General features: G+C 73.6%; 16 protein-coding genes and 2 pseudogenes. 12 read left to right on the top strand and 6 right to left on the bottom strand.

Features of this window, described 5'->3' with window-relative positions; all coding sequences use genetic code 11:
* Positions 1-86: 86 nt before the first annotated feature.
* A complete protein-coding gene (locus K7G59_RS12105) occupies positions 87-716 on the bottom strand; it encodes a TetR/AcrR family transcriptional regulator (RefSeq protein ID WP_225833331.1) in 630 nt (209 codons plus the stop codon).
* Between the two features lie 90 nt (positions 717-806).
* Here K7G59_RS12105 and K7G59_RS12100 point away from each other — a divergent pair, with 90 nt between their 5' ends.
* From K7G59_RS12100 to K7G59_RS12095, 3 genes and pseudogenes are all read left to right on the top strand, one after another.
* Entirely contained in the window at positions 807-1,751 is a 945-nt protein-coding gene (locus tag K7G59_RS12100) for a beta-ketoacyl-ACP synthase III (RefSeq protein WP_225833329.1), read from the top strand.
* Positions 1,752-1,834: 83 nt separating this feature from the next.
* Positions 1,835-1,984: pseudogene (locus tag K7G59_RS35300) on the top strand (IS1182 family transposase); the annotation flags it as partial.
* A gap of 373 nt (positions 1,985-2,357) precedes the next feature.
* Positions 2,358-3,692: an FAD-dependent oxidoreductase gene (locus tag K7G59_RS12095; RefSeq protein ID WP_225833326.1), complete on the top strand. Its 1,335-nt coding sequence runs from the start codon at positions 2,358-2,360 to the stop codon at positions 3,690-3,692.
* A gap of 79 nt (positions 3,693-3,771) precedes the next feature.
* On the opposite strand, the gene K7G59_RS12090 is transcribed toward K7G59_RS12095, so the two are convergent.
* Positions 3,772-4,137, bottom strand: coding sequence for an ArsR/SmtB family transcription factor (locus K7G59_RS12090; protein WP_374114219.1), 366 nt, complete (start codon positions 4,135-4,137; stop codon positions 3,772-3,774).
* Between the two features lie 130 nt (positions 4,138-4,267).
* Between K7G59_RS12090 and K7G59_RS12085 the strand changes: the two genes are divergently transcribed.
* The gene (locus K7G59_RS12085) at positions 4,268-5,347 is read left to right on the top strand and encodes an NADH:flavin oxidoreductase/NADH oxidase (RefSeq protein ID WP_225833322.1); all 1,080 of its coding nucleotides are present in this window, start codon (positions 4,268-4,270) and stop codon (positions 5,345-5,347) included.
* 16 nt (positions 5,348-5,363) lie between these two features.
* Here K7G59_RS12085 and K7G59_RS12080 read toward each other — a convergent pair whose 3' ends face one another.
* Positions 5,364-6,122 carry a PaaX family transcriptional regulator C-terminal domain-containing protein gene (locus K7G59_RS12080; RefSeq protein ID WP_225833320.1) on the bottom strand — a complete coding sequence of 253 codons (759 nt, stop codon included), beginning with the start codon at positions 6,120-6,122 and terminating at the stop codon, positions 5,364-5,366.
* A 70-nt stretch (positions 6,123-6,192) separates the two neighbouring features.
* Between K7G59_RS12080 and K7G59_RS12075 the strand changes: the two genes are divergently transcribed.
* Both K7G59_RS12075 and K7G59_RS12070 read left to right on the top strand, forming a co-directional pair.
* Positions 6,193-7,878 (top strand): DNA alkylation response protein, encoded by a 1,686-nt coding sequence (locus K7G59_RS12075; protein WP_225833318.1) that lies wholly within the window; start codon positions 6,193-6,195, stop codon positions 7,876-7,878.
* Between the two features lie 134 nt (positions 7,879-8,012).
* Complete coding sequence (locus tag K7G59_RS12070; protein ID WP_225833316.1) at positions 8,013-10,004, top strand: HEAT repeat domain-containing protein; 1,992 nt, start codon at positions 8,013-8,015, stop codon at positions 10,002-10,004.
* A gap of 8 nt (positions 10,005-10,012) precedes the next feature.
* On the opposite strand, the gene K7G59_RS12065 is transcribed toward K7G59_RS12070, so the two are convergent.
* A complete protein-coding gene (locus K7G59_RS12065) occupies positions 10,013-10,597 on the bottom strand; it encodes a hypothetical protein (protein WP_225833314.1) in 585 nt (194 codons plus the stop codon).
* A 276-nt stretch (positions 10,598-10,873) separates the two neighbouring features.
* On the opposite strand from K7G59_RS12065, the gene K7G59_RS12060 reads away from it, so the two are divergent.
* From K7G59_RS12060 to K7G59_RS12045, 4 genes are all read left to right on the top strand, one after another.
* Positions 10,874-11,959: an exo-alpha-sialidase gene (locus K7G59_RS12060; RefSeq protein WP_225833312.1), complete on the top strand. Its 1,086-nt coding sequence runs from the start codon at positions 10,874-10,876 to the stop codon at positions 11,957-11,959.
* A gap of 71 nt (positions 11,960-12,030) precedes the next feature.
* On the top strand, positions 12,031-12,708 hold the full coding sequence (locus K7G59_RS12055) for a uracil-DNA glycosylase (RefSeq protein WP_225833310.1): 678 nt from the start codon (positions 12,031-12,033) through the stop codon (positions 12,706-12,708).
* The gene (locus K7G59_RS12050; RefSeq protein ID WP_225833308.1) at positions 12,705-13,679 is read left to right on the top strand and encodes a BadF/BadG/BcrA/BcrD ATPase family protein; all 975 of its coding nucleotides are present in this window, start codon (positions 12,705-12,707) and stop codon (positions 13,677-13,679) included. Before K7G59_RS12055 ends, K7G59_RS12050 begins: the two co-directional genes overlap by 4 nt.
* Positions 13,680-13,831: 152 nt before the next feature.
* Positions 13,832-14,755 carry a sirohydrochlorin chelatase gene (locus K7G59_RS12045; RefSeq protein ID WP_225833305.1) on the top strand — a complete coding sequence of 308 codons (924 nt, stop codon included), beginning with the start codon at positions 13,832-13,834 and terminating at the stop codon, positions 14,753-14,755.
* A 100-nt stretch (positions 14,756-14,855) separates the two neighbouring features.
* On the opposite strand, the gene K7G59_RS12040 is transcribed toward K7G59_RS12045, so the two are convergent.
* Positions 14,856-15,911, bottom strand: a complete 1,056-nt coding sequence (locus tag K7G59_RS12040; RefSeq protein ID WP_225833302.1) for a lactonase family protein — start codon at positions 15,909-15,911, stop codon at positions 14,856-14,858.
* A gap of 143 nt (positions 15,912-16,054) precedes the next feature.
* Positions 16,055-17,539, bottom strand: a complete 1,485-nt coding sequence (locus K7G59_RS12035; protein ID WP_225833299.1) for an FUSC family protein — start codon at positions 17,537-17,539, stop codon at positions 16,055-16,057.
* Between the two features lie 295 nt (positions 17,540-17,834).
* On the opposite strand from K7G59_RS12035, the gene K7G59_RS12030 reads away from it, so the two are divergent.
* Both K7G59_RS12030 and K7G59_RS12025 read left to right on the top strand, forming a co-directional pair.
* On the top strand, positions 17,835-18,311 hold the full coding sequence (locus K7G59_RS12030; protein ID WP_225833296.1) for an Lrp/AsnC family transcriptional regulator: 477 nt from the start codon (positions 17,835-17,837) through the stop codon (positions 18,309-18,311).
* Between the two features lie 126 nt (positions 18,312-18,437).
* A pseudogene (locus K7G59_RS12025) lies at positions 18,438-18,681 on the top strand (HAD family phosphatase); the annotation flags it as partial.
* Positions 18,682-18,717 lie beyond the last annotated feature (36 nt).

The raw sequence follows: 18,717 nt of genomic DNA, 5'->3' as shown, positions 1-18,717 counted from the left end.
CCGGGAGCGTGTCTCGGTAACCGGCAACCGCCTGCGGTTCGGGCTCTTCGAGGTCGGGCCGGCCGAGAAGAGGCCGTCGGCCCCCCTCATGATCCGTCGGACGACGTTTGCTCCTGTCCGAAGAGACGAGCCAGGGCCCGGCGAGTGCGCTCGGCAGCGGCCGGATCGGCGAAGAGCTGGATCTCCTGGTTGAACGCCATGTAGAGCCCCACCAGCTCATAGGCGACCTGTTCGGGATCCGTGCCGGAGGGCAGGTCGCCGCGGTCGGCGGCGATGCGTACCTCACCGGCCAGCCGTCGGCGCCACACCCTGTGCAGGCGCGCCACCGCATCCCGCACGGGGCCGCTGCGCGCGTCGAACTCGACGGCTGCGGTGGTGAAGAGGCAGCCGCCGGGGAAGACCTCGCGCTCCGTCTCGATGTATGCGATCCAGGCGCCGCAGACGGCCCACAGCCGGGGAAGGCCGGGCTCTTCGTGCTGCGCCCGTTCCCATACCGTGCGCGCGAAGACCGCTGACGCCCCTTCCAAGGTGGCGAGTTGAAGAGCTTCCTTGGTGCCGAAGTGTCCGAGTACTCCGGCCTTGCTCATGCCCAGATCCGTGGCGAGCCGCCCGATGGTCAGCCCTTCGAGGCCTTCGACCGAGGCGACGGCGATGGCATGTTCCACGATCCGCTCCCGCGTCCTGCGGGCCTCGGCGACGGACTTGCGGGGGCTCATGCCGTCATCGTAGCCAACGACCACCCGTTTAGCTTCCGACCGATCGGTTGCTATATTCCCGGCACTGCTGTCCGACCAAGGAGCATCGCTGTGCCTGGATCCCGTATCGCCGCCCTGGGGCACTACCAGCCCGCCCATGTCCTCACCAATGACGACCTGGCCGGCATGGTCGACACCAGCGACGACTGGATCCGCCGCAGGACGGGGATCGCCACCCGGCGGATCGCCGCGCGGGACGAGTCGGTCACCGACCTGGCAGCCGCCGCCGCGAGCAAGGCGCTGGCCGCATCCGGCCTCCAACCGTCCGACATCGGTCTGATCACCGTGGCGACCTGCTCCGCCGTCGATCGCTGCCCCTCCATCGCCGCCCAGGTCGCAGGCCGCCTCGACATCCCCTCCGCCGTCGCCTACGACCTCAACAACGGCTGCGCCGGGTTCTGCACCGCCCTCGCCGGCGCGGACCACGCGGTACGAGCGGGCGCCGCCCGGCACGCCCTTGTGATCGGCGCCGAGAAGATGTCCGACGTCACCGACTGGAGCGACCGCAGCACCTGCGTCCTGCTCGGCGACGGCGCGGGCGCCGCGGTCATCAGCGCCGACGAGGAGGAGGGAGTCGGCCCGGTCGCCTGGGGCTCGGACCCCACCCGCAGCAATGCCGTCCGCCTGGTCGATGACTGGCATCCCCACTTCGCCCAGGAGGGCCAGACCGTCTTCCGCTGGGTCACCAGCGAACTGCCTGCCATCGCCCGCGAGGCCTGCCACCGCGCCGGACTCACCCCCAACGACCTCGCCGGCGTCGTCACCCACCAGGCCAACCTCCGCATCATCGAGGCCGTCGTACGCCAACTCGACCTGCCCGAGGACGTGGTCGTCGCCAAGGACGTCGTCGACTCCGGCAACACCTCGGCCGCATCCGTCCCCCTGGCCCTGTCCAAGCTGACCGAGGACGGCGCTGTCCCCTCCGGCTCCCCCGTCCTGCTGCTCGCCTTCGGCGGCGGCCTGTCCTGGGCGGGCCAGGTCGTCACCTGCCCCTAGGAGCGGGCCCTAGTAGCGGCAGACCCGCCTGTGTCTCGTGATCTTCCGCACGCGATGACCCCGCCATGCACGGCGAGGACGGACTGCTCGAGGTCGAGCCGGTCAGGGCGAAGCGGCCGCCCCTGCCGCCATCGCTGGACGACTGACTGCCCGAGGGCCACCTCGCCCGGTTCGTCACCGACCTGGTCGACGAGGTGCTGGACCCGGGACCGGTTCTCGCGGACCACACCGACGGCCAACGCCTGCGACGCCCTCGACTACACGACCAACGGCCGTCAGCTCTTCCTACGCGGCGAGAACGGCGCTCGTGGAGAGCGGCGCCTACGCGCCGCCTGCCACAACCTCCGCAAGTTCTTCCGACATGCCGGAACCGCGGGACTCGCCGCCCTGACCGGCTGACCGGCCGGGCCTCCCCGGCCGCATCACAGGCCCACCTCCCGGACACCTGACGGGCAGGACCCGCCAGAGCCTCACAGCTGCCGACGGGACGGCCACGACCGATCCATCGCCCCCCCGGATCACCCCGTCGGCCTCTGCCGCCACGGCTCCGTCGGTGTCATGCTGGAAGCGTCCGCACACCACCTCCTCCGGGCAGGGAGTACCGCTGTGCTGCGTGTCGCCGTCGTCGGTTCCGGGCCGAGCGGGTGCTACACCGCCCAGAGCCTCGTTCAGCAGGACCCGGACGTGCGCGTGGACGTCCTGGACCGGCTGCCGTGCCCGTACGGCCTGGTGCGGTACGGCGTCGCCCCGGACCACGAGAAGATCAAGTCCCTGCAGGGCAGCCTGCGCACGGTGCTGGAGCACGAGCGCGTACGGTTCCTCGGCGGCGTTCCGGTGGGCGGGCCCGGCGGGCTGCCCGTGGAGCGGCTGCGGAGCATGTACCACGCGGTGGTGTACTGCGTGGGCGCCGCCACCGACCGCCGGCTCGGGATTCCCGGCGAGGACCTGCCGGGCAGCTGGTCCGCGACCGAGTTCGTGTCCTGGTACAGCGCACATCCCGACGCACGGGACGCCGGCTTCCTCAGCGGTGTGCGCTCGGCGGTCGTCATCGGGGTGGGCAACGTGGCGGTGGACGTCACGCGCATGCTGGCCCGTGGCGTCACGGAGCTGCGTCCGACGGACATGCCGCAGGAGGCGCTGGACACGCTGGCGACGAGCCGGGTCACCGATGTGCACATGGTGGGCCGGCGCGGCCCCTCGCAGGCCCGGTTCACCACCAAGGAGCTGCGTGAGCTGGGCGGTCTGCCTGACACCCACGTCATCGTGGACCGGGCCGAGTTGGCGCTGGACACCGTTGATCTCGCCACGCTGCCCGCCGCGCGGCGCCGCAATGTGGAGGTCGTGCGCGGCTGGGCGGACCGACCGTCCTCCGGCGCGGCCCGCCGTATCCATGTGCGGTTCTTCCTGCGCCCCGCACAATTGCTGGAGCACGACGGCCGGGTGGGCGCCGTGCGGTTCGAACGGACCGCGCCGGACGGACAGGGCGGCGTCACGGGCACGGGCCGCTACGAGGACGTACCGGCGCAGCTGGTGCTGCGCTCGGTGGGCTACCGCGGGGTGCCGCTGGAGGGGCTGCCGTTCGACCCGGCCACCGGCACCGTCCCGCACCTGGAGGGAAGGGTCGTCCGCGAGGGCGCCGTCTCCCCGGGCGAGTACGTCGCCGGGTGGATCAAGCGTGGGCCGACGGGTGTCATCGGCACCAACCGGCCCTGCGGGAAGGAGACGGCGACCGCTCTGCTCGCCGACGCACCCGCGCTCGCGTCCAGGCAGGTGCCGGAGGACGCGGTCGCGGCGCTGCGGGCGGCGGGGATCGAGCCGGTGCCGTGGACCGGCTGGCAGGCGATCGAGCGGGCCGAGGCGGAGCTGGGTGCGCGGCTGGGGCGGAGCGTGGTCAAACTGGCGGACTGGGACAGGCTCCTGGGAGCAGCACGGTCCGCCTAGGGCGCCGACGCGTCCCCCGGCGGTCGTCCGGCATCCGGTGATCCGTCACTGATCCGTGGCCGCCGCCGGGAGGACCGGCTCAGGGTGCGTCGTGGAGGCGGGCGGACTGCCGGTCGGCGGCTGCGAGGAGGCTGGCGAGAAGTCCCGGGAAGAGGTCGTCCAGGTCGCCCCGGCGCAGGCCGTTCATCTTGGCCGTGCCGCGGTAGACCTGCCGGATCACCCCGCTCTCGCGCAGCACCCGGAAGTGGTGCGTGGTGGTGGACTTCGTCACCGGCAGCTCGAAGTCCGAGCAGGTCAACTCGCCTCCGTCGTCCGCGAGTTCACGCACGATGCGCAGGCGCATCGGGTCGGAGAGGGCGTGCAGCACGGCCTCCAGCCGGATCTCCTCCCGCTCCGGATGCGGAAGCGCACGGCCGGGCGCGACGGCGCCCGTCACGTCGGTCACGTCGGTCACGGCAACTTCCTCTCCCTCGCCTGCCTGCATTGTACGAGGACCATCGTAGTTTGACATCTCTCGTACTACGACGTCTATCGTACGAGTAGCCATTCGGTCCCGTGAACGAACGGAGTCTGTCGTGAGTGCTCTCTTCGCGCCCATCACCCTGCGCGGGGTGACCATCCCGAACCGGGTGTGGATGCCCCCGATGTGCCAGTACTCGGCCGAGCCGGACGGCCCGCAGGCCGGTGTCCCGCACGACTGGCATTTCGCGCACTACGCGGCGCGCGCCACGGGCGGCACCGGACTGATCGTCGTGGAGGCGACGGCGGTCTCGCCGGAGGGCCGGATCTCGCCGTACGACCTGGGTCTGTGGAACGACACCCAGACCGAGGCCTTCCGCCGGATCACCCGCTTCCTCGTGGCGCAGGGCACGGTGCCCGCGATCCAGCTCGGGCACGGCGGCCGTAAGGCCTCGACCGAACGGCCGTGGAGGGGCGGAGCGCCGGTCGGACCGGAGGCGCACGGCTGGCAGCCGCTCGCACCGAGCCCGGTCGCCTTCGACGAACGCCACTCGGAGCCCACCGAGCTGACGACCGACCAGATCCGGGACATCGTCGGCCAGTTCGCCGACGCCGCGCGCCGGGCGCTCGCCGCCGGATTCGAGATCGTCGAGATCCACGGCGCCCACGGCTATCTGATCAACGAGTTCCTCTCCCCGCACTCCAACCACCGCACCGACGCCTACGGCGGCTCGTACGAGAACCGCACCCGGTTCGCCCTCGAGGTCGTCGACGCGGTGCGGGCGGTGTGGCCCGAAGACAAGCCGCTGTTCTTCCGCATCTCGGCCACCGACTGGCTGGAGGAGGGCGGCTGGACCCCGGACGACACGGTTCGGTTCGCCGGCGATCTGCGGGCCCACGGCGTCGACCTCCTGGACGTGTCCACGGGCGGCAACGTCTCCGACGTCCGCATCCCGACCGGCCCCGGGTACCAGGTCCCGTTCGCCGCCCGGGTGAAGGCCGAGACATCGCTGCCGGTCGCCGCGGTGGGGCTGATCACCGAGGCCGGCCATGCCCACAAGATCGTGGCCAACGGCGAGGCCGACGCGGTCCTCCTGGGCCGGGAGCTGCTGCGCAACCCGTCCTGGGCCCGCCATGCGGCCCGGGAACTCGGCGGCGAGGTGCGGGTGCCGGACCAGTACCACCGGTCCGTCTGAAACCCGTCCGGGGGCGTCACGCCAGGTGCTCGCGCCGCCCCACCGAAGCCGCCAGGTCCCGCTGGTACGCGGCGTACGCGGTGCGCAGCGCCTCTCCCGGCCAGTCGGGGGGCAGGAGGCTCGGGGGCAGGACGGGATCGGTGAGCAGGTGGCGTACCGCCGCGGCGAACGCGGTGAGGCGGTCGGCCGGACGGCGGGCACCGCCCGTCCGTGAGAGCAGGCTCCGGGCGGTGGCCGCCCAGTCGTCCAGCGGCCACAGGAGAGCGACCAGGTCCTGCGGGGACTCGTCGGGGCGGGCCGTGTACGTCCGGGCCACGCGGTGGAGATCGTCCGGCAGTGGCCGGCCCAGGTTGGCCGGTCGCAGCCAGACGCCCTCGCGGAGTTCGGCCAGCCGCAGGGCGACCAACCGGGCGCGCAGCTCGGCGCGTTCGGCGGGGCCGCGGCCCGTGGCAGTGATCACCACCATCTCCCAGTCGCCGTGCCACGCGCGCGTGCGGGGATGCACCGCGTCGTCCTGGCGGCGCTGGCGGGCCAGCAGCCGGTCGCTGAGTCCGTAGACGGCGTCCGTGCGCCGGAGGTCTCCGGCGGCCACCATCCGGCTCAGCGCGGCCCGCAGTGTGGAGGCACCGACCCCGAAGGGCTCCACCAGCCGGACCAGGTCCTTCACCGGAAGCTGCGGCGGGTGCGCGCCGAGGAGCAGGCTCAGCACGACAGACCGCGCGGACAGCGGTCGCAGGCCGGCCTCACCGGGCTCGGCGGGCATGTTCATGCGCATGGGCACGTACTGTACGTGCGCCTCATGTTGCATCATTGCTACAGCCGCAGATCAAGCGCAACATAGCCTCATGGTCTCGACACCCGCGCAGACGCCGACGCAGTCGCCGTCACACCCTCGTCAGCAGCACGCCACGCACGACGTCACCAACCAGGCCCCGCCCCTGGCCCCCTACGACGCCTCCGACGACGCGGCGCTGCTGGAGGGCCTGCGCCGGGAGGGCGCCGGCTGGGCCGAGGACGACATCCGCCGTCTGGGCCTGCGGGCCGGCGGTGAGGAGGCGCAGGAGTGGGGCGAGCAGGCCAACCGGCACGAGCCGGAGCTGCGCACCCACGACCGCTACGGCAACCGGATCGACGAGGTCGACTTCCATCCCAGCTGGCACCACCTGATGCGCACCGCGGTCGCCGAAGGCCTGGCGGGCGCCCCCTGGGCGGACCAGCGGCCGGGCTCGCACGTGGCCCGTACCGCGGGCGGCCTGGTGTGGGGGCACACCGAGGCCGGACACGGCTGCCCCACGTCGATGACGTACGCGGCCGTCCCGGCGCTGCGCGCCCAGCCGGATCTGGCCAAGGTTTACGAACCGCTGCTCACCAGCCGCGAGTACGCCCCGGGGCTGCGCGTCCCGACCGAGAAGCCGGGCCTGCTCGCCGGGATGGGCATGACCGAGAAGCAGGGCGGTTCGGACGTGCGCACCAACACGACCGAGGCCACGCCCACCGGCGAGCCCGGCGTGTACACGCTGCGCGGGCACAAGTGGTTCACCTCTGCGCCGATGTGCGACGTCTTCCTGGTGCTCGCGCAGGCGCCCGGCGGCCTGTCCTGCTTCCTGGTGCCCCGTGTGCTTCCGGACGGCAGCCGCAACACCTTCCGCATCCAGCGGCTGAAGGACAAGCTCGGCAACCGGTCCAACGCCTCCTCCGAACCGGAGTTCGACCGGACCGTGGCCTGGCTGGTCGGACCGGAGGGGCGCGGCGTGAAGACCATCATCGAGATGGTCAACTGCACCCGGCTGGACTGTGTGATGTCCTCGGCCACCCTGATGCGCAAGACGCTCGTCGAGGCCGGTCACCACGCACGTCACCGCAGCGCGTTCGGCGCCCGGCTCCTCGACCAGCCCCTGATGCGCAACGTCCTGGCCGACCTCGCCCTGGAGTCGGAGGCGGCGACGACACTGACCCTGCGCCTGGCCGGCGCGGCGGACCGGGCCGTGCGCGGGGACGCCGGCGAGCGGGCTTTCCGGCGGATCGCCACCGCGGTCGGCAAGTACTGGGTGACCAAGCGGGGCCCGGCGTTCACCGCCGAGGCGCTGGAGTGCCTGGGCGGCAACGGCTATGTCGAGGATTCCGGCATGCCCCGCCATTACCGGGAGGCCCCACTGCTGTCCATCTGGGAGGGGTCGGGAAACGTCAACGCGCTGGACGTGCTGCGCGCCCTCGGCCGGGAACCGGAGGCCGCCGAAGCCCTGTTCGCCGAACTCGCACTCGCACGCGGCGCGGACGCCCGGCTGGACACGGCCGTGACCGGGCTGAAGGCGCAGCTGACCGAAACCGGCCAGGTGGGCGCGCGGCGGCTGGTCGAGCGGATGGCCCTCACCCTCCAGGCATCGCTGCTGGTCCGGCACGCCCCGCACCCGGTCGCGGACGCCTTCTGCGCGAGCAGGCTGGGCGGCGACTGGGGCCATTCGTTCGGCACCCTGCCCGCCGCGGCGGACCTCGACGCCGTCCTGGAACGGGCCCTGCCCGACCTGAACTGACGCCCTCCCCCGGATGTCGTGTCCATGGCTGGTGACAGCCGACGGATCGCACACAGTCAGCACGTGCTTCCGCTTCGTTGTCAGTGCCGTGGTGCAGACTCGCGATCAGGTGCACTCGCCCGGGGGAGGACAACGTGTTCACGGGGATCGACGAGGTCGACTGGGCCTCGCTGCGGCACGCGTACGGCAGCGCGGAGGAGGTGCCCGGATGGCTGCGGGCACTGGCCTCCGCGGACGCCGCCGAGCGGGAGACCGCGCTCGACGGCCTGTACGGCGCGGTGCATCACCAGGGCAAGGTGTACGACTCGACGCTGGCGTGCGTGCCCTTCCTGTTCTCGCTCGCGGCCCGCGAGGCGGTGCCGGAGCGGGGCGGCATCGTGGAACTGCTGGTCCGCATCGGCGCGGACAGCGCGGGCGGCGACCCGCGGGCGCGCTCGGCCGTGTGCGCGAACGCCGAGTCGTTCGTGGCCCTCGCCGAGGATCCCGACCCGGGGGTGCGCCGGGCCGCGGCGGACGCCGTGGTGCGGTTCCTGGACGAGCCCGGACAGGTCCTGGAGCTGCTGCGCCGGCGGTTCCGCGCCGAGCGGGACGAACGCGTCCTGCTGGCCCTCACCGACGCCCTCGGCCTGTTCGGCCGCCGCAACCAGGGGCACGCCGACGCCGCGGCGGACCTCCTGACCGCGCAGAGCGCACCGCCGTACGCCCCGGCGCCGCGGCTCGCGGCACTCGGCCAGCTCGCACTCACCGCCCCCGGCAGGCTCCCCGCCGACCTGGTGCCGGCGGCCGTGCGGCTGCTGCGGGACAGGTCCGCCCAGCGCGCCCGCGTGCCGGACCCCTCGGATCCCGCCGACCCGGACACCCTGGTGGGGCGGTTACGGCGGCTGCGCCCCTCCGACGAGGAGGGCGCCCATCTGCTGCGCACGCTGCACACCGCACTCGGCGACCGGACAGGCGACCGGATCGCCCTGCTCACCGGGCAGCTGACCAGCCCCGATCCGGTGGACCGGTGCAACGCCGTGTGGATGTCGGCGGGCCTGTTCCGCGAGTGGCGCGCCGACTACACCGGACCCGTCACCCTGATCGGCGCCCAGGTGAAGGCGGATCAGGACCGGTTACGGGACGCGGCGGTCTCGGTGCTGGCGCAGTTGTACGCCCTGGCCGCGCCGGCCGCGGACGACCTGTACGCGCTGGTCGCCGCCCGGCCCGAACTGTGGACGCACCGCTGGGAACGCGCCTGCCCGACCCTGGGCGGCCCGCTGAAGGCCCTGGCGAGGACCGGCGATCCACGAGCAGTCCCGGTACTGGCCCAGCTCCTGGCCGGCCCCGTCGCCCCCGACGGTCTGGGCTTCGAACTCACCCACCTGGGCCGGGCCGCGGTCCCGCTCGCCCCTGCGTTACGGCTCCGGCTCGGCCGGATCCCCCTGGCCTCTTCCGCCGCCGAACTAGCTCCTCCGCTGCTGTCGGCGGTCCGGGCCGTCGAGGACACGGAGGCGGTCCCGGAGGTGCTGCGGCTGCTGCCCGGCTCGGGGGGCCGCCCGGTGGCGTGGGACTCCCTCGTCCCGGACGTGATCAGGACACTGGAGGCACTGGGTGCTGCGGGGTGCGCGAGACCACTGCTGCGGGACTTGCTGAACACCCGGCACGCCGCCCTCGCGGCGGGCGCGCTGTGGTCGGCGGACGGGGACACGACGGCCGTACTCCCGGTCCTGCTGAGGGAGCTGAGGCGCGCAGGACCGGCCGCCCGCCGTCTTGCCGCACGCCGGCTCTCCAGGCTCGGCTCCGCCGCACGCCCTGCCGTACCGGAGCTGCGGCGGGTGACCCGGTCGGGGCGGCCGGCAGGGGAACGGGTGACGGCGGCGTACGCCCTGTGGTGCGTCGACGGGGATCCGGGCCCCGTGCTGCCGGTGTTCCGCACCGCCTGGTCCGAGAACCCGCACACCCGCGCCCCGATCGCCCGGTGCCTGCTCGCCATGGGCTCCGCAGCCGCTCCCTTACGGGACCTGGTGGCCGCCGAACTGGCCACGCCGCGCCGCCATACCGTCCGCGGAAGCGGATGTGCCGGTCAGGACATCCCGAAGGACGAGGCGCTGCTGAAGCGGTGCCGGGAGGTGATGGCGCAGGGGTAGCGGGCGCCTCAGACCATCCGTCGCCACTGCGGGCCCCATCGCGCCCATTCCGTCTCCCATCGGTCCAGGCGGCGGCGCTCCATCCGGTCACGCAGGACCATGCCGCCGACGAAGGGGACTGCGGCGGTGCTCACCCCGACGAAGACGCCGATCAGGCCGGCCCGGAAGGCGGACTCGGAGGCATCTACCGGACGGCTGACGAGGTGGCCCTTCGGGTCGGTCCAGACGATGATCCGGGTGCCGGCCGGGCTCCCCGGCTCGACGCGCACCTCCCCGGTGCGGGTCGAGCCGTCGGCCGCACTCCAGCGCACCTTGGCCCAGATCCGGTCACCCGGGACGACCTCGCTCTGTACCCGCGGCGCCCCCGGGACCGGCGCCACGAGGCGTGCGACGGCGGGGCGCGAGGTCGCGCGTTGCCGGGCCAGCGTGTGCTCCAGCGACCGGTCCGCCGCGAGACCGCACAGCACCCCGGTCAGGACGGTCAGCAGCCACACACCGACCACCACCCAGGCCTCCAGCACGTCGGCCCGCCGCTTCAGCGGATTGCGCCGCCAGCGCCACAGCCGCACCTTCGGACCCCGGAACGCCTTCAAGGCATCCTCCCCACGAGCGCACCGACACACCGGAACGCCCTCCCCTGCGGGAGCGTTGGCCCCCCGCTCACGACGAGTCGTCACTTCGACGGTCGCACGAGACCCCGGTATCGCGCAGGCACATCCGGGAACGGATTCGGCCGATCTTCGCTCCGGGCCGACGACGCCGCTGCGACCTGCGAGAACGTTCCGTACCGGGGAGACTGTCAGTGGCGGGGTGCAGACTGGCCGATAACTGACGGCTACCCGGACGAAGACGTCCCGGAGGTGATCGGCATGACCGAGGTACTGCTCGCCGTGGGCACCCGCAAGGGCCTGTTCATCGGACGGCGGCGCGGTGGCGCCTGGGAGTTCGACGAGAGTCCCTATTTCAACGCCCAGGCCGTCTACTCGGTCGCCATCGACACCCGGGGTGAGCGGCCGAGGCTGCTGGCCGGCGGCGACAGCGCGCACTGGGGACCGTCGGTGTTCCACTCCGACGACCTCGGCCGCACCTGGACCGAACCCGCCCAGCCCGCCGTCAAGTTCCCCCAGGACACCGGAGCTTCGCTGGAGCGGGTGTGGCAGCTGCACCCGGCCGCCGCCGAGCCGGACGTGGTGTACGCGGGCACGGAACCGGCCGCGCTGTACCGCTCGGCGGACCGTGGGGAGACGTTCGAGCTGGTGCGGCCCCTGTGGGAGCACCCCACCCGCTCGCAGTGGGTGCCGGGCGGTGGGGGTGAGGGCCTGCACACGGTGATCACGGACGCGCGCGACCCACGGGCGGTGACCGTGGCCGTCTCCGCGGCCGGGGTGTTCCGTACCACGGACGGCGGCGCGAGCTGGGCGCCGTCCAACTCCGGTGTGTCGGCGGTGTTCCTGCCCGATCCGAACCCGGAGTTCGGTCAGTGCGTGCACAAGGTCGCCAAGGACGCGGGCGACCCGGACCGGCTGTATCTGCAGAACCACTGGGGGGTGTACCGCAGCGACGACGCGGGCGCGCACTGGACCGACATCGGCGCGGGCCTGCCCTCGACGTTCGGCTTCGCCGCCGCGGCTCATCCGCACCGGGGCGGCACGGCGTACGTCTTCCCGATCAACGCCGACGCCGACCGGGTGCCGGCCGGGCGCCGCTGCCGGGTCTTCCGCACGGCCGACGCGGGCGAGAGCTGGGAACCGCTGTCCAGGGGGCTGCCGTCCGAGGACCACTACGGCACGGTGCTGCGCGACGCGCTGTGCACCGACGACGCCGATCCGGCCGGTGTGTACTTCGGCAACCGCAACGGCGAGGTGTTCGCCTCGGCGGACGACGGCGACACCTGGCGGCAACTGGCCGCGCACCTGCCGGACGTGCTGTGTGTGCGAGCGGCGGTGGTCGCCTGAGAGCCTGTGGGGTCCGCCTGCCCCGGCCACCGGTTGATCACCTGCCGCCGTACGGCAGTAGGGTGACGGCCGTGGCACCACGACCCTTGCATGAAATCGTCGAACCGGGCTGGGCGAAGGCCCTGGAACCCGTCGCCGGACGGATCGCCGGGATGGGCGACTTCCTGCGCGCGGAGATCGCCGCGGGACGCACCTACCTTCCGGCCGGACCGAACGTCCTGCGGGCCTTCCAGCAACCCTTCGACGAAGTACGGGTCCTGATCGTCGGTCAGGATCCGTACCCGACCCCGGGCCATGCGGTGGGGCTGTCGTTCTCGGTCGCACCCGACGTCCGCCCGCTGCCGCCGAGCCTGATCAACATCTACCGCGAGCTGACCGCCGACCTGGGACTGCCCCAGCCGGCCACCGGCGACCTGACCCCGTGGACGCAGCAGGGCGTGCTGCTGCTCAACAGGGCGCTCACCACCGCCCCGCGCAGTCCGGGCGCCCATCGCGGCAAGGGCTGGGAGGAGGTCACCGAGCAGGCCATCCGAGCCCTGGCCGGGCGCGGCAAGCCGCTGGTGTCCATCCTGTGGGGCCGGGACGCCCGCAACCTCCGGCCGCTGCTCGGCGCTCTGCCCGCCGTGGAGTCGGCGCACCCCTCGCCCATGTCGGCCGACCGTGGGTTCTTCGGCTCGCGTCCGTTCAGCCGGGCCAACGACCTGCTGATCCAGCAGGGAGGACAACCGGTGGACTGGCGTCTGCCGTGACCGTCGCCGGGTATCTCGCCGTGGACTCGGGGGGCTCCGGCCTCCGGGTCGTCGTCGGCACCCCGGGGCGGGAGCCGTCGGCGGCGCGGGAGACAAGAGAGCCGGTGCGCACCGGCCCGCGCGGGATCGACCCCGGCCATCTGATCGGGCAACTGGTCCCCCTGGCAAGGTCGTTGGCCGCGGAGACCGGTGTGGGCGTACTGGACACCGCCGTTGTGGGCGCCGCCGGGTTCGCCTCCCTGGGCGACGCCCTGCGCGCCGAACTTCCGGGCGCCCTCGCCCGGGAGCTGGGTGTGCGCCGGGTGGCGCTCGCCGCCGACGCCGTCACCGCCTACGTGGGCGCCCTGGGTGCCCGCCCCGGTGCCGTGCTCGCCGCCGGCACCGGCCTCATCGCCATCGGTACCGATCTGACCGGCTGGCGGCGGGCGGACGGCTGGGGGCACCTGCTGGGCGACTGCGGCGGCGGCGCGTGGATCGGCCGGGCCGGCCTCGAGGCCGCGCTGCGCGCCCACGACGGCCGGGAGGGCGGCTCCGGCCCGCTGCTGGCCTGCGCGCAGGAGCAGTTCGGACCGGTGCGTGCGCTGCCCGGCCTGCTCTACCCCCGCTCCGACCGGCCCGCCGTCCTCGCCTCCTTCGCGCCGCGGGTGGCCGCCTGCGCCGGGCACGACCCGGTCGCCGCCGGCATCCTGCGGGCCGCGGCCCGGAACATGGCCGAGTCCGCCGCCGCCGTGTGCCCCGCCTCCGGGGCACCCGAGGTGGCGCTCACCGGCGGTCTGTTCGCGATGGGGGACCCGCTGCTCGTACCGCTCGGCGAGGAGTTGGCGGCCCGGCTGCCGCACGCCCGACGGGTTCCGGCCGAGAGCGACCCGTTGCACGGCGCGGCGCGGATCGCCGCCGACCTGGCGACCGGCCGGCTCACCTTGCCGGGTGAACCGACCTTGCTCCACACGGTCTTCACAAAAGTAGATTGATCCCTTTTCCTATCAAGAGTTCGGCATGTATGCGACATGTGCCTGAATGATGCGTCATGGGTGGGCACCTCGGCAGACAAAACCGGACGGATACCGCTCACCTGCACCCTCCCCGAACAGGGAAGCCCAGGAAGCCAGTAACATGCGGCGCCATGAGCTCCCCCACTGGGCCCGCGTCCGGCCTGCCAGTACGAATGCCGCGACCCCGCCAGCCCGGACGGCACCGCCGCCCGGAACCGCTGGTGGCTCCTGACGGCGCGCCCGCGCTCGTTCTCGCGGTGCCCGGCGTGCCCAGCACCGCCACGTGCGCTCTCGCCGAGGAGGTCGTGAGCATCGCCCGCTCCGAGCTGCCCGGTCTGGACGCCCGGATCGGTTACCTGGACGGGGACGACTCGGAGTTTCCCTCGCTGCGGTCGGTGCTGGCGCACGCCGCCGACGAGCGCACCGCCCGTTACGAGCAGGCACTGGCCGCCGGTGTCGAGGCCGAGGAGCCCGACGGCCCGGTCGCCGTCGTCGTTCCGCTGCTGGCCGGTCCGGACAGCGCCCTGCTGCGGCAGATCCGCCAGTCGGTGATGGACAGCCGGGTCGCCGCCGACCTGACCGACGCCCTCGGCCCGCACCCGCTGCTCGCCGAGGCACTGCACGTACGCCTGTCCGAGGCGGGTCTGGCCCGCGCCGACCGCGCCCGCCTGTTCACCGTGGCCACGGCCGCGGACGGCATCATCCTGGCGTCCGTGGGTGGCGAGGAGGCCGTACAGGCGGCCGGGATCACCGGCATGCTGCTCGCCGCGCGCCTGGCCGTGCCGGTGATGGCGGCGGCCCTGGACCAGGAGGGCGCGATCGCCTCCGTGGCCGAGCAGCTGCGTTCCTCGGGCTCGCAGCAGCTGGCCCTGGCGCCGTACCTGATCGGCCCGGAGATCGACCCCGCGCTGCTGGCGGCGGCTGCCGAGGAGGCGGGCTGCGCCGCCGCCGAGTCGCTGGGTGCCTACCCGGCGATCGGCAAGCTCGCCCTGGCCAAGTACACGACCGCACTGGGCATCGTCCCGCCGCAGGCGCAGGGCACGCCGGTCCGCTGACGCGGACGGCACGGCACGGCACGGCACGGCACCCAGACGACACACGGCCCGCTCCCTCTGCTGGAGCGGGCCGTCGCTGTGCCGGAACGGGCCCGCCGGCTCAGCCGAAGACGACGCAGGAGGCCGCCGTGACCTCCACATGCCCTTCGTAGCGGGGCAGCCCCGTCGTCCCGTCCACGGCGAACCAGGTCACGTCGCCGGAGCGTTCGTTGGCCGCGTACAGGAAGCCGTCGTGCAAGGCCAGCGCGCGCGGCCAGTGGCCGCCGCACGGCACCGCGCCGGTCAGCCGGAGCCCGTCCCCGTCGGCCCCCACGACGGCGAACACGGACAGGACGTCCTCACCGCGCGTCGCGGTCCATACGAAGCGGCCGTCGGGCGAGACGACGATCCCCGAGGGGTAGGCGTCGCCGACCGGGGCGCCCGGCAGGACCGGCACCTCGACCAGCGGCTTGAGGGCGCCGCCACCGGCGTCCCAGCGGCAGACGGTGACCGTGGGGGTGAGTTCGTTGACGACGTAGGCGTGGCCGCCGTCCGGGTGGAAGGCCAGGTGGCGGGGGCCCGAGCCGGGACGCAGCGCGAACTCCCCGTGCAGGACGGGGGCGCCTCCGTCCAGCCGGCACACGCGTACCGAGTCCGTGCCCAGGTCGACGCTGACGGCCCACCGGCCGCTGGGGTCGGGCTGGACCTGGTGGGCGTGCGGGCCGCGCTGCCGCCGGTCGTGCGGGCCCGAGCCGGTGTGCCGGAGCACTCCGGACGGAGCGGCGGCGAGCGTGCCGTCGGGACGCACAGGCACGGCGGTGACGCTGCCGGAGCCGTAGTTGGCGGTCAGGACGTGCCCGGCGTACAGGCTGAGGTGGGTGGGCCCGCTGGCGCCGACGGCCACGGGCAGGCCGACGGGTTCCGGCGTGTCGCCGTGCACCCGGTACGCGGCGACGGCACCGTCGGCCGTCTCGCTGACCGCGTAGAGCGTGCTCCCGTCCGGTGACAGGGCGAGATACGAGGGGTCGGGCAGGTGGTTGAGGGCGGAGACCGGGCTGAGGGCGCCGTCGTGCGGCCGGACCTGCGCGGTCACCAGACCGGGTCCGCCCGCCGCGGTGAACGAGCCGATGAACGCCCTGCACGCCCCGCGCCTGCCCGGCCTGCCGTCCACTGCCACCGCAGTCCCCTCTCGCCACCCGAGGTCGAGCCCGTCCGGGGCCGACGGTAGCAGTCGACCCAGGGCGGTCTAGACCAAGAGTGGCTCGGCGGGGCGCTTCTTCACTCGTGCTCAGGAGAGCCCCGGGCACGACGGGCCTCGGCTCAGGCGCCCACCAGCGGCGACCCCGTCGGTGCCCGCAGCGGCTCGGCCAGGTCGGCGAGGGCGCGCTCCACACGGTGCAGATGGGCCAGGGCGGGCTCGGCGGGTGGCTCCGGCACGAACGTGACGTGGCGGCCCTGGGTGAGGGCCTCCACGGCGGCCTCCACCCGCCAGCAGGCGGCGGCGAGGCGGGCGTCGTGCGAGGCCTCGGGGTCGGCGGCGACGGCGACCAGGCCGCGGATCTCCCGGGCGCAGTCGTCGAGCAGGGCGACCACCCGGCGGGCTCGGTGCTTGCGGCCGAGCATCGGGTTGAGCGGGTGCACCAGCGGGGCGACCGAGAGCCGTACCCGGCCGAGCAACTGCTCCAGCTCGGCGACGAGCGGCGCCGGGTCGGCCGTCGCCGAACCCGCGAGCCGCGCCGCGGCCTCGGCGGTGCAGGCGTGGACGCAGCGCAGGGCGCGCTGGATCCACACGTCGGTGGTGGCGTGGGTGCTGACCGGCAGCACGAACAGGACGGCGAGCACGGCACCGAGCGCGCCCACCGTGGTCTCGGCCGCGCGCAGGGCGAGCAGGGCAGGGCTCAGTACGCCGAGGACGCCGTAGAGCATCTCGGCGAGTACGGTCACCCAGAGCATCATCCAGGTGTAGGACACGGCCGCCGTGTAGAAGATGCCGAAGACGGCGACCGCGACGAGGACAATGGTGGGCGCGGGCGCCCCGTGGACGGGGACGGCGACGAGGAAGCCCAGGCCGATGCCGATCACCGTGCCGAGGACCCGGCGGAAACCGCGCACCAGCGTCTCACCGCGCGAGGCCGTGTTGACGAAGATCCACCAGGTGGCGCCGACGGCCCAGTACCAGCGTTGGCCGGACACCAGCTGGCCGACGACGAGCGCGAAACCCGCGCCCGCGGTCGCCTGGACGGCCTGGCGGGTGGTCACGCGGGCGAGGCCGGTTCCCCCGGGCGGTGCGGGTACGGCCGGCACGGGCAGCCGGCGCTCGTAGCACCACACGCCGAAGCGCACCACCGCGGCACTGAGCACGGACAGCAGGACGGCGGCGTACAGCTCGGGCAGCTGTTCGGGGGTGGCGTGCACGAACTGGGCGACGAAGAACGTCATGAAGGCGAACACGCCGAGGCTGTGCCCGCGCGGGCCCCACCGGCGCGCGTACACGCCGGCGCCGACGACGGCCAGGAAGACCAGGTCCCGCGCCACGGGAACGTTGTGCAGCTCGGCCGCGACGGCGAGCACGGGCACGCCGACGGCGGGCAGCAGCGCAGTGGTGACCGCCTGGCCGCGCACGGTCGGATCCGTGACGGTGAACAGGGCGAGCAGCGCGGCGAGACCGCCGGTGACCGCGCCGACGAGGGAGTGTCCGGCCAGTCCGCAGACCGCGACCGCCAGCCCGATGCCGAGGACGGCCCGCGCGGCGAAGCGCAGGCGCGCCCGCCCCGGGTCCGGAGCCACGAACATCCTCTTCAGCACTACTGCCCGCCCCCTTGTGGTCGTCTGTACGCACGGTGGTTGTCCGCATGCGATCGTCCGCATGAAAAAGGCGCCGCGGGGTCCGCAGCGCCATCGACGCGTCCATGAGAGCATCCGGGCGCCGACTGGCTCAACTCGCTCTGTCATTGCTGAGCCATTGGCCCAGCGGAGCCCGGAGACACCCGGCCGCTGCCGAGCCAACGGACCAGGTCGGGTGTTATGTCCGCAGGCTGCCCGGATGGGCCATTGGTACAGTCTGCGGTGATCACCGTCGGTACGAGGAGGCCGGAGCACCATGGCCGTGGACGAACTCGACACCCGCATCCTGCGGCTGCTGCTGGAGCAGCCGCGCACCAGCGTGCGCGAGTACGCCCGCATCCTCGGTGTCGCCCGCGGCACCCTCCAGGCCCGTCTGGACCGCATGGAGCGCGACGGGGTCATCACCGGTACGGGCCCTTCCCTGTCGCCCGCCGCCCTGGGCCATCCGGTGCTGGCGTTCGTACACATCGAGGTCACCCAGGGCCACCTGGACGACGTCGGGGACGCACTGGCCGCCGTACCGGAGATCGTGGAGGCCTTCTCGATCACCGGTGGCGGGGACCTGCTGGCCCGCGTGGTGGGGCGGGACAACGCCCATCTGGAGGACGTGATCCAGAAGCTGATCAGTCTGCCGGGCGTGGTGCGCACCCGCACGGAGGTGGCGCTGCGCGAGCGGGTCCCGTACCGGCTGCTGCCCCTGGTGGAGTCCGTCGGGCGGGCGGCCCGCGGCTGACACCCCGGGCATGCTGGGCCGCAGGAGCAACCCCGGCGCCCTCTCGGTGGGCCTCCAAGCCCCGGCGGAGGCCCTGCTGAAGGCGTTGTCACCCCGAGATGCGGAAGTTCGTGGAGCTGCCGGCCGGCCCGGCGGCTCGGCGCGGCGCCGGAGGACCGCGTGGTTCTGGCGGACACGGCCCACGGCGCGCCGCCGCGCACGCGGCCGGGATGCGCTGCATCCGCGACCGTACGTGGCCGCGCAGGTCGGCGCCCGGGAATTCGCCACCGCGTCGCTGCTGCGGCGCGCAGGCCAGACGGAGTTCACCGCACAGTCGGCGTACGCGTGGCTCCGGGATGCGGCGGCGCCCACCGAGTCCGTCCGGCCCTGATGCGGGCGGCCCTCCCCGCGGGGCGCGCACCGTCCG

The sequence above is a fragment of the Streptomyces sp. NK08204 genome, from assembly GCF_020400585.1.
Lineage (GTDB): Bacteria > Actinomycetota > Actinomycetes > Streptomycetales > Streptomycetaceae > Streptomyces.
Note: the sequence above shows the minus strand (reverse complement) of the source record. Positions and strands in the feature narration are given on the sequence as shown.